Source organism: Lactobacillus sp. ESL0228 (genome assembly GCF_003692825.1).
GTDB lineage: Bacteria > Bacillota > Bacilli > Lactobacillales > Lactobacillaceae > Lactobacillus.
The window spans coordinates 1-15,133 of record NZ_REHJ01000008.1 but is presented as its reverse complement, the minus strand read 5'-3'; the positions used below and the strand labels follow the sequence as shown (position 1 = coordinate 15,133).

General features: G+C 35.6%; 10 protein-coding genes. 5 read left to right on the top strand and 5 right to left on the bottom strand.

Annotation, left to right across the window (positions count from 1 at the left end; translation table 11 throughout):
* Positions 1–31 precede the first annotated feature (31 nt).
* From thiI to ezrA, 3 genes are all read right to left on the bottom strand, one after another.
* On the bottom strand, positions 32–1,249 hold the full coding sequence (gene thiI / locus F5ESL0228_RS03505; protein ID WP_122022870.1) for a tRNA uracil 4-sulfurtransferase ThiI: 1,218 nt from the start codon (positions 1,247–1,249) through the stop codon (positions 32–34).
* A 6-nt stretch (positions 1,250–1,255) separates the two neighbouring features.
* Positions 1,256–2,413 carry a cysteine desulfurase family protein gene (locus tag F5ESL0228_RS03500; protein ID WP_122022869.1) on the bottom strand — a complete coding sequence of 386 codons (1,158 nt, stop codon included), beginning with the start codon at positions 2,411–2,413 and terminating at the stop codon, positions 1,256–1,258.
* Between the two features lie 930 nt (positions 2,414–3,343).
* Positions 3,344–5,059, bottom strand: a complete 1,716-nt coding sequence (gene ezrA, locus F5ESL0228_RS03495) for a septation ring formation regulator EzrA (protein WP_122022868.1) — start codon at positions 5,057–5,059, stop codon at positions 3,344–3,346.
* Between the two features lie 423 nt (positions 5,060–5,482).
* Here ezrA and rpsD point away from each other — a divergent pair, with 423 nt between their 5' ends.
* The 3 genes from rpsD to F5ESL0228_RS03480 all read left to right on the top strand — a co-directional run bounded on the left by rpsD (position 5,483) and on the right by F5ESL0228_RS03480 (position 7,939).
* Positions 5,483–6,094 carry a 30S ribosomal protein S4 gene (gene rpsD / locus F5ESL0228_RS03490; RefSeq protein WP_122022867.1) on the top strand — a complete coding sequence of 204 codons (612 nt, stop codon included), beginning with the start codon at positions 5,483–5,485 and terminating at the stop codon, positions 6,092–6,094.
* A gap of 64 nt (positions 6,095–6,158) precedes the next feature.
* Positions 6,159–6,632, top strand: coding sequence for a YueI family protein (locus tag F5ESL0228_RS03485; protein ID WP_122022866.1), 474 nt, complete (start codon positions 6,159–6,161; stop codon positions 6,630–6,632).
* Positions 6,629–7,939: a replication-associated recombination protein A gene (locus F5ESL0228_RS03480; protein ID WP_122022865.1), complete on the top strand. Its 1,311-nt coding sequence runs from the start codon at positions 6,629–6,631 to the stop codon at positions 7,937–7,939. The genes F5ESL0228_RS03485 and F5ESL0228_RS03480 overlap by 4 nt, the downstream gene beginning before the upstream one ends.
* A gap of 618 nt (positions 7,940–8,557) precedes the next feature.
* Here the strand turns inward: F5ESL0228_RS03480 and F5ESL0228_RS03475 are convergent.
* Positions 8,558–13,372 carry an SLAP domain-containing protein gene (locus F5ESL0228_RS03475; RefSeq protein ID WP_122022864.1) on the bottom strand — a complete coding sequence of 1,605 codons (4,815 nt, stop codon included), beginning with the start codon at positions 13,370–13,372 and terminating at the stop codon, positions 8,558–8,560.
* 672 nt (positions 13,373–14,044) lie between these two features.
* Between F5ESL0228_RS03475 and F5ESL0228_RS03470 the strand changes: the two genes are divergently transcribed.
* Positions 14,045–14,323: a hypothetical protein gene (locus F5ESL0228_RS03470; RefSeq protein WP_122022863.1), complete on the top strand. Its 279-nt coding sequence runs from the start codon at positions 14,045–14,047 to the stop codon at positions 14,321–14,323.
* Between the two features lie 45 nt (positions 14,324–14,368).
* The gene (locus tag F5ESL0228_RS03465; RefSeq protein ID WP_122022862.1) at positions 14,369–14,830 is read left to right on the top strand and encodes a universal stress protein; all 462 of its coding nucleotides are present in this window, start codon (positions 14,369–14,371) and stop codon (positions 14,828–14,830) included.
* 105 nt (positions 14,831–14,935) lie between these two features.
* On the opposite strand, the gene F5ESL0228_RS03460 is transcribed toward F5ESL0228_RS03465, so the two are convergent.
* Positions 14,936–15,133 (bottom strand): IS3 family transposase (locus tag F5ESL0228_RS03460; protein WP_147441423.1); only part of this gene is annotated, 198 nt, incomplete at its 5' end.

The following is a 15,133-nucleotide window of genomic DNA, read 5'->3' as shown; positions in this document are numbered from 1 at the left end:
TTATTGCTTTGCATGTATTATAGCATGTTTTTTATAGCAATGCAGTATCTTCCTTAGCTTTATTAGCTAAGAATTTATCGCCAGGATAAATAGTAGTTATTTTCATACCATCGAGAGCTCGGTTGACCAATCCTTCAATGTCAAGGCGAAATTCATATTCACGAGCCTTATCAATTCTTGGCTTGGTCTTTGGACGAGGTGGCGCAAAAATTGTGCAACAATCCTCAAACGGCTGGATCGATAAATCAAAAGTTCCGATCTGTTCAGCTAAACGAATAATTTCAGTTTTATCCATCGTTGCCACTGGGCGCACAACAGGAGTAGTTGTTATATCATTAATTGCTGCCATCGATTCCAATGTCTGAGATGCAACTTGCCCGATAGATTCACCATTAAAAATCGCTAAACCTCTTCTTTTTGCACGGATTTGATCGGCTAAACGCAACATAAATCTGCGTTGAACCGTCATTAGATAACCTTCTGGTAATTTTTCTTTAATAGTTTCTTGAATTTCAGCAAATGGTACAGCAATAAAATTAATTCGCCCAGAATAATTGGCTAAAATTCCAGTCAATTCCTTAGCTTTATTTAGTGCTTTTTCAGTAGTGTATGGTGGACTATAAAAATGGATCATATCAATGTCTACACCACGTTTTAAAGCAAGATATGATGCAACTGGCGAATCAATTCCCCCGGATAGCATCATAACTGCGTGACCACCAGTACCTACAGGCATACCACCGGCACCATGAAGCAACTGGTTAGAAATATATACCGCATCTTGGCGCACCTCAATACGTAATACCAAATCTGGATGCTTCATTTCTACTTTCAAGCCAGTCATATTTTTAAATAAATAATCACCAATCATTAGGTTTAATTCATTAGTGTCATAAGTAAAATGATGATCACTTCTACGGGTATTAACTTTAAAACTCATGCCAGCTTTAAAAGTTTCTTTCATTAATGCAAGTGAAGTTTCCCTAATGGCATCTAGCGTCTTTTCTACTTTAATAGTTGGTGAATACGTTTGAATTCCAAAAACTCTTTTTAGCCGTTGATCTATTTCAGTAAAAGGTGCGTCATTTAATACAATATGCATTCTATCGTGACGTGGATGAATTTCAACTTGCGGAAAGTCACGTAGAACTTTAGTTACATTTCCAGCAAGCCGTCCGATAAAATCCTTCCTATTTTTTCCTTTTGTTGAAAGCTCACCATAGCGAACCATAATTTCAGTATATTTCATTACTTTTTATTCTCCTAAATGATTAATTGGGGCGAAATGTTGGTAAATTTTATCAAAAACTTTAATAAATTCATCAGCTTCTTCAATAGTGTTTGTTTCATCAAAACTCAACCGAATTGCACTTGTAGCATCCTTATCATCGACATGCATAGCAACTAATGTACTAGCTTCTTCACTTTTGGTAGAAGCACAAGCTGAAGTAGTAGAAGTATAGATATCATGCTCTTCTAATGTATGAACTAAAGTTTCACCGCGAATACCTTCAAGCGCAAAACAAAGAATATGTGGAGCAAAGTCAACTGAACTCTGTGAAAAAATCTTAATCCCAGGTTTGTTTTGTAGATAATCAACTATTCTTTGTTTGATTGCTACCTCGAGGTTGGCCTTCTGTACCTCATTTTCTAAAAGTAACCGTATAGCCTTAGCCATACCAGCGATTGCAGGCAAGTTTTCAGTTCCTGAACGTAAACCCTTTTCTTGTCCACCACCATCATGTAGTGGAAAAATCATCTTACCACGTTTTTTATAAAGAATTCCTGTTCCACGAGGGGCATGAAACTTATGCCCTGACAAGCTAAATAAATCTACGCGTGGTGTAAAAACTCGCGACCAAATATTTTTACCAAGAGCCTGAACATTGTCAACATGAAAGCTAATAGTCGGGTAATTATCTAACAAGTCACTAATTTCTGCAATTGGTTGAATCGTTCCAATTTCATTATTAACTCCCATGACTGACACTAGCGTAGTATTTGAATCAATAGCGTTACGAAGATCCGTAACACTAACGCAACCTCGTTTATCAACTGGCAAACGCGTAACCTGAAAGCCAAGACTTTCTAAAGTTGTAAACGTATTGGCCACTGAAGCATGTTCAACACTTGACGTGATGATATGTTTACCAAATTCGCGTTTTTGCAATGCGGTTCCTTTAATTGCCCAGTTATTTGATTCCGTCCCGCCAGAAGTAAAGAAAATTTCATCGGGTTTAGTTCCTAAAAGATTAGCAATTTGGTTACGCGAACTTTCCAACAATTGAAATGCACGGTCTCCAAGTTTATGCAAGCTAGAAGGATTGCCCCAAATAGTTTGTACTACCTGCTCATAAGTTTCTAAAACCTTTGAATCAATCTTAGTTGTTGCGCTATTATCAAAATATATCATGTAATAAAATCATCCCTATGTATTTCTGTATTTTTCGCTCAACAGCGATGTTTTGCAACATAATTAGCTTCGTATAAATTCACTTTAATTCGTGAAAAATCGATATTTTTGTCCCTTTTGTGTCCCCAAAATTATCTGCATCAGTATAATTAACATTTGGGGCCATCAGAATTCTTTGCCAATAGTTATTCTAACATCTTAACAGTCTTTTACAAATCGGAAAATCTTTATAGAAATTCGCATAAAAAAATAAGCCACCACAGTCTAATGTCCATAGTGGCTTATTTATTTGTTGAAACTTGAAAAAGATATCATGTAATATTACCTATCTCCATCAGCAACACTAATTACCCTAATGTAACAAGTTTTGTGGGCATTTTTATTGCACTTTGACTAAATAAAACTTATTTTCTAAAATGACACGTTTAAAATTGTAGCACAAGTTTAGTATATCGTAACCATTGAACATCCCTAAAAGCAAGCAAATAACAAATAAACCTTATTTAGCATAAATTTTATATCTTAATAACAACTTATTTATTAATGCTTTACACAATTTTATTTTTTAAATTTCATCTAGCTTTTTAAGAAAAACAATTGGTCTTTGCTTAAAGATATTAACTATTTTTACATCTTGAAAAGATAAATGTTTTATAGCTTTGCAAAGACTATTAAAACTATACTGAGTAGTAATAAATTATCAGCAATATATATATCGTACTATAATAAAAAATAAAAACCAAATTAAAAGGACTGATCACACAGAATATCGAAAATCAGTCCCTAATTAAAATTTGTTAAACTTTCCTAGTTAGAGCACACTACAAGCTGCCTAATTGATGCTTTTTCTATTACTATTTTAAATCATGATAATTTTATTACTTTTAAAAGAGTTACTAATCTAAATAAAAAATTCTCAACATCTTAGAATTAATTATTTTTCTTTTCAGAATAATAAAGGTTTTCAAGTCGTTGATATGAGCCGGGCTCCGCTTTTTCAATTGCAGTAGCAATCGTATCAAGAGCTTCCTTGTAGTTATATTCTTGACTATATAATTTCATTGTCTTTTGTTGAGCGCTTTTAACTATAGCGTTAGTCGAATACTTATTAGCATACTGCAGAGTTAATTCAACTAGATCTGCAGAGTTAATTATGTCATCTGCTTCACGTTTTAATCGTTCAACATCATCTGAAATTTGAATTAGTTCATTTGAAATTTTTTCCATATTAAGTCTAACTTGACTTAATTCTTTAGCAACATGACCAATTTCATTAACAACTAACGTATACATCTGGATAAAAGAATCTGGATTACCCGGTAATTTTTTTCGTTCTAAACGCCGATAAACCAATGACACTTCCTGTTTAAAGCGATTAATCGAATCATTGGCAACATTCTCAGAATCAAACAGGCCATCAACATCTTCCGACATCGTTTGTTGTTCCGCAGAAATTTCACGCAATCTTTCAATAACGCTTAACCATGATGCTTTAATACCAGAATAAACACCTTTACCATCAGCCAAGTTTTGTGTATCCACTGTATATTGACGATTCATATCATTAACTTCTTGCTCGAGTTGGCGACTAGTTGCTAGTTCACCATGTGTCAACTCATAACTTTCATCAATATGGCGCAACTTTTCAACTAGTTTTTTAGACTCAACCTGTTCATGTGCTAAGAGCCGTTGAATTTTATCTTGATTTTCTTCAACAAAAGGACGAGCCTTATATTCTTTAGTCAAAATATCATATAAGTTAGATATTCGCGATTTAATTTGTAAAACTTGCTGATTTAATTCATCAATTTTTAAATTCGCCAAAAGTTGGTCTGCAGCATCGACTTGTTTACGAATTTGCTTAACTTCATTTAACACATCAATTTCAGTAATATAATATTTAGATGATACCATTTTTTTATATGAGTCAGCTAATTCACTTAGTTGATCTTGAAAAACAGTATCCAACAAATGACGATTAGATCTTATTTTAGGTAACAGCGAATTAATTGAGCTTAAACTCATCTTAATCTTAGACAGAACACGTTTTGCCTCAACTTGATCTCCTTGAGCAGTTAAACTCTTAGCTTCAGAAAAATCATTTTCTAAATTTGTTAGCTCATTTTCAAGTTGATCAAGAGCTACGCCATATTCAAACGAATCTGCCAAAACAAGTTTCCGGATCTCTTGATAATTTTTGATCAGATCATCATATTGCATCTTATTTTCGCGATTAGATTCAAGTAGCTCTGTAAAAACTTCTTTTGTATTTTTGGCATCATCATATGTAGACTGCATAATCTCTTGTGCCTGCTTAATTTGTTTGTGAGCTTTTATTAAATGATAATGCGCATTTTGCTCTGCAGACTGTTCCACCAATTTTTGAACATGTGGAATTTTGTTATTAGCTGCTTGCTGATAATTTTTACGCCATGTTGTTAATGTCGTCAGGCTCTCACCTGCTAGATCCATTTTATCAAGGTTGATGATATCGGTTTCTAGATGCATTTCGGCAATTCTATTAATCAGCTCATCAAGCTCAATAATTTCGTGTAGTTGCCTACGATTAACAATAAGCATAAATGCTATAATGACAATAATGATTAAAATTGCAATTATTACAACTATCGATTGGGTTGGTGACATAATCTTCCTCCAAAACTATCCCAATTATACCAAATTTATCTAATAGTGTGGTATACAGTTTTGTAAAAAGATTAAGATTAAGTTAGACTTTTAAAATAAAACCGGTAATCAAAATTATAGCACTTATTCTTTGCTTAATACTAACACTTTATAATTGTAGCTATGAAACAACCGATTAACTAATGCTCTATTTCAATAAAAATCGGTATATTTCCTTGCTTTACAAAGATTCAATCGTTATAATTGATAACGTGTAAAATATTTGCAGCCATAAGTGACAAGAACGTCAACATCTTAATACGTTTTAGTGAACGAGTAACCGACGCTGCAACAGGCGAAAATGAAAATTAAGATGCACGAATGTTGAACTTATATGTGATATTTTACTCCAAAAATTGTTAATAGATTATATTGGAGGATTTTATGTCAAGATATACAGGACCAAGCTGGAAACGTTCAAGAAGATTGGGGATTTCACTTTCAGGTACTGGTAAAGAGCTTAGTCGTCGTAACTATGCGCCAGGTCAACATGGACCCAACTCACGTGGTCGCCTATCAGAATATGGTGAACAATTACACGAAAAGCAAAAGTTACGTTGGATGTACGGTTTAAATGAGCGCCAATTTAGAACTTTGTTTACACGTGCAGGTAAGATTCGTCAAGGTGAACATGGTACTAACTTCATGATTTTGCTTGAATCTCGTTTAGATAGTATTGTTTACCGTTTGGGTTTAGCTACTACTAGAGAACAAGCTAGACAATTAGTTAACCACGGTCACATCACTGTCGATGGTAAACGTGTTGATATCCCTTCATACGAGGTTAAAGTTGGCCAAACCATTGGTTTGAGAGAAAAAGCAAAAGGTATGCAACAAGTTAAAGATGCTCTTGAAGCTGTCGTAAATCGTCCATCATTTGTTTCATTTGATGACAATAAGATGGAAGGTTCACTTGTACGTTTACCAGAACGTGACGAGCTAGAACCAGAAATCAACGAAGCCCTTGTTGTTGAATACTACAACAAGTTACTTTAATTTCTTATTTAAAAGCCCTTTCCTTTTGGAAGGGGTTTTTTACTATTTAAAAGGTGGTTTATCAATGGCTGAAGATTTAAATAAAAGAGTTAGTAACGCGGCTCTAGGAATCACCCCTCAGACAAAACCCGACGAGCGGAGACGATTTTTGGGGTCACTTCGAGAACGTGTGTTTGTCAGAATGTCTAATTCTGAGGTCCAAAATCCTAAGTTAAGAAAATTATTCTTGGATAATTTCAGTAATTATCTTAATTACGAAGTTTTAATTAATGGAAATATTGATGACGCTTTTTTAAATCAAATTGAAGCAAGTTGTGGCAAATATGATATCGCATTTACCTTGATAAATAATGAAACTGCAAGAACCAATCCAGAAGATACCGCCATTCTTGTTGTAGCTAAAACTGCTATTAATAAGATGAGAATAGAAATTAATCAAGTTTTTCCACCCGAAATACCGAAAGATGAACTACCCGGCAACGTAAATAAAAAGAAAATTGGCTTTTGGCACCGACTCTTTCATAGGTATAAACAATGAAACCATTAGCATACAGAATGCGTCCTCAGACACTCGATGAAGTTGTCGGACAAACTCATTTAATCGGTCATGGTAAAATAATTCGTCGGATGGTGGAAGCTAAAATGCTGTCATCCATGATTCTCTATGGTCCACCAGGTATTGGCAAAACTAGTATTGCCAGCGCTATTGCTGGTTCTACCCAATACGCCTTTCGACAATTAAATGCCGCTACCGACACTAAAAGACAATTGGAACAAGTAGCAGCAGAAGGAAAAATGAGTGGTACTGTTGTTTTATTACTAGATGAAATTCATCGTTTAGACAAAGCTAAACAAGATTTCTTGTTACCATTACTTGAATCAGGACAAATTATTTTAATCGGTGCTACAACTGAAAATCCTTATATTTCAATCTCACCTGCAATTCGTTCTCGTTGCCAAATCTTTGAATTAAAACAATTAACTGAAACTGATATTAGTAAAGCAATTGACCGAGCTCTTACTGATAAAACAAAAGGTTTAGGCAAATTTAGAGTTAAGCTGACTTCTGCTGCCCGAAAATTATTGGTTGAAAAAGGTAATGGAGATTTAAGATCAACCTTAAATGGACTAGAGCTTGCTGTTATTTCTACTCAGCAAGAATTAATTTCAGCGGGTAAAAAAACTGAAGATAGCTTTACAATTGACCAACAAGAAATGGCAAATTCAATTCAAATGCGAACGCAAAATTTTGATGCAAAAGGCGATGGTCACTATGATCTTATTTCCGCCTTTCAAAAATCAATTCGTGGTTCTGATACGGACGCTGCATTACATTATTTAGCCCGTTTAATTGAATCAGGAGATTTAATTGCAATTTGCCGACGATTAAGCGTAATCGCATATGAAGATATTGGACTTGCTAATCCAGCTGCTTGTCAACACACAATTCAGGCTATCACTGCTGCTCAAAATTTAGGGTTTCCAGAAGCCAGGATCCCCTTAGCAAATGCCGTAATTGAATTATCTCTATCACCTAAAAGTAACAGTGCAATTTGTGCAATTGATTCTGCTTTAGCCGATATACATAATAAAAATTATGGAAATATACCCAATAATTTAAAAGATACACACTACCGTGGTGCCAAAAATCTAGGACATGGAACTGGATACATTTATCCCCACTCATATTCAGGAGATTGGATACCACAACAATATATGCCTGATTTGTTATTAGGAAAGCAATATTTTTCTCCTAAAGGAAATTCTAAAATAGAAAAAGCTTTTAAACAGCAATATCAAATATTACATAAAATGCAAAATAAAGGTCTACACCAAAAATATTAAATCTATAAATTGCATCTGTCTCTAAAGTAAGCTAAGTCAATTTTAGAGGTTTTTTATAAAAGCTTTGCAAGAAACGACTAAAAAATCAAGAGATCGCTTTAGTATTTATAGTCTTTTTGGTTAAAACAAGAAATTTTCAAATATCTTTCTAATAATTAATATACTAGCATTTAAAACTAACTATATTTAACATCATTCAAAATTAAAATACGCCACAACTGTCTGTTGTGACGTTTTTAATATTGTAAACTAATCATTTAAAATTAACTCTCTTAATATATTTACCTGTTCTGTCAATGTAATGCTTCGTTTGATTAATCCTAACATGGGCTACAATATGTTCTAATTAACTTACGCTTTCTCAGATTATCATATTGACTATATAAACTTGCTTGATGCGCGGCATTGGAGGACCCCTTTACCCGAGCTTACGGCGCCACTTACTCCAGACGCATCTGCCACTTGATCTATATTGGAATTCATCACTTTATTTTTAATTTAACTGCGTTAATAAAATTCAATTATCTTTAACCAATCTTGAGTTTTATTAAACAAAAAGAAGCTCCCCATTGCTATGAGAGCTTCTTTTCTTATTTCAAAATAATTAAACTATCCTCCTTAAAAACTTCTCTTTTTAATATATTGGTTATGTCCAATTATGTAATACGCTTTACCATGAATTTTGACTGCATTACCATAAGTTCTAATCGTCTTATGCTTCTTTAATTGCTTACCAGCCAAACGTTTACCATCTTTGTTATAAATATGACTAGCTACTTTTAACCGCCGTTTTGTACCAATAACATTCCCACTTGCCACATACTGGTTAGGAGCAATTTCTAGCAATTCATGACCGCTCACTACTTTTCTTTGTCCAATGGTAAATCTAGAACCGACCTGAAGAACAACTTGATTAATTCGTTTGCCTTCATCATTGTAAACATAAGAATTATGAACAATCACTGCATTGGCCGTTACACCATCTGCTACTTCTCTATTTGGTCTAGTAATAGATGGGGCAAAGTTAGCGACTTTGACATAGTGATTATTAATTGTCAGGTAATATGCTTTACCATGAATCTTGACAGGATCTCCATAAGTAATAACTGCTGTATTCTTCTTAAGCAATTTAGAACTAATTCGCTTGCCGTAGTGGTTATAAACAAAGGCATTATGAACCAAATTCCGTTTTTGTCCAACAACGTTGTAAACATCAACATATAAGCCACTATCAGTCAAATAGAAATCATGACCATTAATCTTTTCTGTGCCATAAGTGGCAATGATTGACCCCTTCTTAGCAATTAACAGATTAGCTCGTTTGCCTTCTTTGTTATAGAAGTAAGCATTGTGTTTTAAAGTCTTCTCTACGGCATTTGGAGTAGGTTTAGGACTAACTTCTGGTACTTTACTGTCAATTGGATTTGAGTTTGAACTTGAGTTGCCATTTCCAGCATTAGGGAGAGGAATATTATTCCAATTACCATTATTATCTTTGCCACCAGCTATCTTATTGATATCCGCAATACCCTGATTCTTACTGCTATCAATTGTTGCTTGATCCTGGGCATTGTCGATCTTATCCTTAGTATCTTTGGCAATTTTATCAATCTGATCCTTAGCCTTTTGCTTATCCGTTATATCTTTATTGCTATCTACCTTGTCTTTGGCATCCTTAGCTGCTTCATCTACGGCATCTTTGGCTTTCTCTTTTGCTTCAGCCTGATCATCTTTATTATCTTTGCCACCAGCTATCTTATTGATATCCGCAATACCTTGATTCTTACTGTTATCAATTGTTGCTTGATCCTGGGCATTGTCGATCTTATCTTTAGTATCTTTGGCAATTTTATCAATCTGATCCTGAGCCTTTTGCTTATCCGTTATATCTTTATTGCTATCTACCTTGTCTTTGGCATCCTTAGCTGCTTCATCTACGGCATCTTTGGCTTTCTCTTTTGCTTCAGCCTGATCATCTTTATTATCCTTGCCTTCAGCTATCTTATTGATATCCGCAATACCCTGATTCTTACTGCTATCAATTGTTGCTTGATCCTGGGCATTGTCGATCTTATCCTTAGTATCTTTGGCAATTTTATCAATCTGATCCTTAGCCTTTTGCTTATCCGTTATATCTTTATTGCTATCTACCTTGTCTTTGGCATCCTTAGCTGCCTGATCTATCTCAGCTTTAGCTTGGCTCTTTTGCTCATCTACACCGGTGCCTGCTTGATGCGCCTTATCAATGGCAGCTTTACCAGCCTTTACGGCGGTATTGACTTCATCCGCATTTGTCGCCTTGTTTATCTGGTCATCAGCGGCTTGGGCGGCGGCGTCGACAGCCTTCGTTTGCTGCGTCTTTTCTTCCGCTGTCAAGCTCTGATCAGCGTTGATCTCACCCTTGATCTTGGCGGCTTCGTCCTGGATCGCTTGATGCGCGGCGCTCTTTTGCTCATCTACACCGGTGCCTGCTTGATGCGCCTTATCAATGGCAGCTTTACCAGCCTTTACGGCGGTATTGACTTCATCCGCATTTGTCGCCTTGTTTATCTGGTCATCAGCGGCTTGGGCGGCGGCGTCGACAGCCTTCGTTTGCTGCGTCTTTTCTTCCGCTGTCAAGCTCTGATCAGCGTTGATCTCACCCTTGATCTTGGCGGCTTCGTCCTGGATCGCTTGATGCGCGGCGCTCTTTTGCTCATCTACACTCAATATTTGTAAATCATAACTATGATCATCCTTATTTTCCGGATCATAACTGATAAAGTTCGCATATGGTACTAATTCTATCTTATCTCCAGGTTTAAGCTGGTTAACTTTATCTGCTGGAATTTCAAATTCAAAATAGCCATTCCCATCTGCTTGAGCAGCAAATTCGTTTTGTGCTTCGGTAACGTTTGTTTCACCATAAGGATTTGGATTTTTAATCATACCAATATAGTTCTTATCATTCAATAAACTATTTGCTGACTCAAATTTGGCTCCAACATAGGCATATGTTCCTCCTGGTAAAATTTTACTAAAAATACCATCACTATCAGGACCATCATTTTTATCATTATAATTTGTTATATGCCCTTTAATAATACGGCTACCATTCGCACCAGTAGTTACTGACACATTTTCAATATCTAAAAAGCCATCAGGATTGGCAGATTTAAAATGAATATTATTATAACCATCACTAAAGAGTGTCTTATCACCAAAAGCAGCAATAATAATATTCTTAAAGGCATCGTCAAAAGTCATATTGGCACCGAGCAACCCCTTCGACACTAATAAGTTAATTAGAGCCTTATACTTAGTATCGGTAATGCTACTAAGCAATTCTGGAGTTATTTTTCTTTGACCGTTGAGCAGGTTTAAGGCTGAAACTCCAATTATTGTACCCTTGTCAGTAACTTTTCCTCTATTTAGTTGTAATTTTGCAAACGGCGGTAGATTAAGTTCTTGATTGCTTATTCGCAAAACCTGACTAACGTTACTTAATGTGATCGTGTTTTGACCAATAATTGTAGTCCCCACTGCTTTATTATTCTGAGCATTCAAAATCAAGGACTGAGGATTATTAACGTTTAGGGTCCCTTGGATATCAACTAAAGTAATTACACCTGTTCCAGCGCCATCATCATTTGCATCACCATCTAATTTGATTTCAAAGGTACCATTATTGACATTAGCACTTCCTTTAATCATGAACAAGGTACCGCTATATTTTCTCATGTTGGTACCAGTTACTTTGAGACTACCCTTCGGATCAATCTTAAAGTTACCACCATTGTAGATTAAGTTACCGCTATTAGAGTCAGTGTTAATTGTCGAGATGTCACCGTTAGTTTGCACCTCAACCTGCCCACCAGTCTTAATATTAAAATTATTGGAACCCTTACTGATATAGATACCAGAAGCTTGCCGATTATCAGCCGTAGTCTGCTTAAAGCCAGCTTGACCAACATTAATTTGTAAAGTCCCATTAACATTAACGTTTAGATTCGAGCCATACATGTAGATACCATATTGGGCATTAGTATATTCGGCACTCCCTGCTGTAACTAAGTTATCTGCATTTTTTCCCGGATTTAAAACAACTTTAGCGCCAGCAGCAATATTTACCTTATTATATGATGAGAGACTATAACGACTACCTAATTCGATTACAGTTCCATTGTATGTAGAACCAGTAAAAGTACCATCATCAAAATCAATACTATTATCTGAATTCATTAGCTCAAGCAATTGTTGATTATTAGCCAGAATTACAGTAGTTCCTGGATATGGCATTCGAACGGTTTCAGCATTGTTGGTTCCTTTAAAATGATAGTGCGTATGAGACGTTGCATGAGCCATCTGACTGCCATGAAAATCAATGTCTTTAAAGGTGACAGTTGCAACAGGAGTATTATCCGTATTAATCACACCATAATAATTAGCACACCAAAGTTCTAAATTGTCATAAGTGATATTGATCTTAGATGTACAAGTTAAACTTGTACCTTTATAATCAACCTTATGCTTACCGCCCTTTGATGTAATAAATAAATCACGTGGACGCGAGTTGCTACTTGCAATTTGTATATAATTGACACCATCTGGAGCAGCAAAGTCATTCATGATATCAATTTCGGTAACGGTAGAGTCGCTTAAGGCTACAAGATAATCTTTCCAATTAGTTACCTCGCTGATTTTACCACCGTTATCATCTTGCGCATTAATACCCGACTTGTTGTTCTGATCCTGGTCAGTTGGGGTCAGTGGCTTGGTCCCATTATGATCCTGAGATGGACCAGTCATTTGTTTCCCCCGCGGATCTTTATTAGTTGGGATCTGCGACTTGGTAGTTTCGGTTGGCTGATCATCAGTAACCGTTAGTTGATTAACTGGTTGCGCAGACAAAGAACCAGTCTGCGCATTCGTATCTGTTCTTACACGCTGTGCTTTAATAGCACGAGGTGCTTTTTGAGCTGGCTGAGCGCTTGCTGTGGATCGGTCTTCTTTTTCTTTTACCTGCAAAAAAGACTTTAAGCCTCGATAGGTGCTCAAATCAGTTTGTGAGCGTTTTGCCCAAGTCTCAATGCTTTTCTTAGGGGCAATGGCTTGTTCATTTACATTAGCTGGCGTTCCAGTTGTAGGTTTATTAGACTTAGTTGGCGCTTGTTCTGTAACTGGTGCAGCAGGAGAGTCATTAATGTTATCTGCTACCAAAGGCACTCTCGTATCACTAGGCGCCCGCGTCTCAGCTGCCGGAGTATTGGTTCTAGCGTCTTCTGTTGGAGCAACTGTTTCAGCCTTTACTGCTTGACTATTCAAGCCGAAGAAAGTGAAACCTAACAACACCGAAGCAACACCAACATTCAATTTACGAATTGAAAAGTGATCTTGCTTTGCTTGCATTTCCATTTTTCTTAGACGTTCATTATAGTTGTTTTTTCCTAACATAAAAATCTCTTTCCTACTTAACTAAACCTATACGAAGGTTTATTTTAAAGCCATGTACCACAAATAGCAATATTAAAATTGTTTTTTTATGTATAATTTAAATAACTATCTGATTAGTTATTATTAAGAATAATACGCTAATACATTTTTCATTTAAGCAGTGACTATTAGTTAGTAAGCTTAGGCTAAAATCAAAAATAACATTAAATAAAAATAACAGTAATTCACTTAAAAACAATTAGACTAAGTTTCGTATATTATTTTTATTTTAAGATAATATTCTTCAGTTTTAGCTTAAACATTTGAAAGTGAAATAAATATCATTACCTAACTATTTGAAAAGCATTTTTTCATTCAGAGACCTAATTAGTCATCTTCAGTTGCGGCCAATCTTGACAAATAGCAGCAGTTTGGTTACTATAATATTGGTCTGAGTTGGCAACTAGGCTTAATTAGATAAAGTTGACCGGTCAAACTATCAACGTGCGAGTTAGTAAATAACTGTCGAATCGGAAAACTATCAATGTATAGGATCCATATTCGTTGCGCTACTGCTCATTTTTTGAACACTGCGGGTTCAACAGCACTTGTTTTGCCAAACTGCTCGTCAACTCAGATTTTTTTGAAAGTTAGGAAACGGTCAAAGGACCGTTTTTTTATGGAGTAATTAAGATGCTTAAAGTTGTTATATCAATCTATCTTGTTGTATTGCTCATAGCTGCTTGGTACCTCTGGCAGAAACGCAACGATCATTTTTTAATTTATAATAATCAGAACAAGACCAATTTTACTTCAATCATGGCCATCACGGCGATTGCCTTGATTGCGGATAGCCTAATTGGCTTTTGTATATTGTTGCAAGATGACAAGTACCTTAACTTTATTACCTTAATCTTGAGCTGTTTAACAATTTTGTTTTTTGGCTTAGCAATTAATCAAAAGGATGAATAATCCAAGCAAAATTTGATAAAATGGGAGTAAGAAGAGGTATTAAAAATGATGAAACAATATCACCGAATTCAAGTTGCCGTTGATGGTTCAAAAGAAGCCGACTTTGCGTTTTACAAGGCGGTCAAGGTAGCTAAACGCAGTGACGCAAGCTTAGAAATTTTACACGTCATAGATACGCGCTCATTCCAGAATGTTTCTAGTTTTGACTCCAAAATGGTAGAACAAGTATCAGATAGTGCCCTGAAAAAATTAAAAGAATATTATCAGAAAGCGCAAGATGAGGGCGTCAAAGAAGTACACTACGCCATTGAATTTGGCTCTCCCAAGGCAATCATTTCTCACAAATTTCCGCTAAAACATCAGATTGATCTAATTGTATTAGGAGCAACGGGTCTCAACACCGTGGAACGCATTTTGATTGGTAGTGTAACTGATTACGTTACTCGCACAGCTAAATGCGATGTGCTGGTCTGTCGCTCACACGAATATGCTCGGGTAGCAAAATAAAATAACGGAAGATAACCCTCTGCTACTCTGCTACGACGGAAATTCTAAAATAGCATGAAAAAAGCTCAACTTCTTGAAGCTAACCCCTAAAACTGGACGTTAGTTTTATATCATTTTACTTAAGGCTTGATTCCGATATTGAATCGGAGTTAAGCCTTTTAGTTTGTGCCGAATTTTATCTTCATTGTAATAACTTATCCATTCTTTCATCGCCTTAACCAATTGTTTCTTAGTATCAAAGTGATGTGTAAAATAATTCATTTCAACTTTCATAATGTGAAAGAAACTTTCCATAGCTGCATT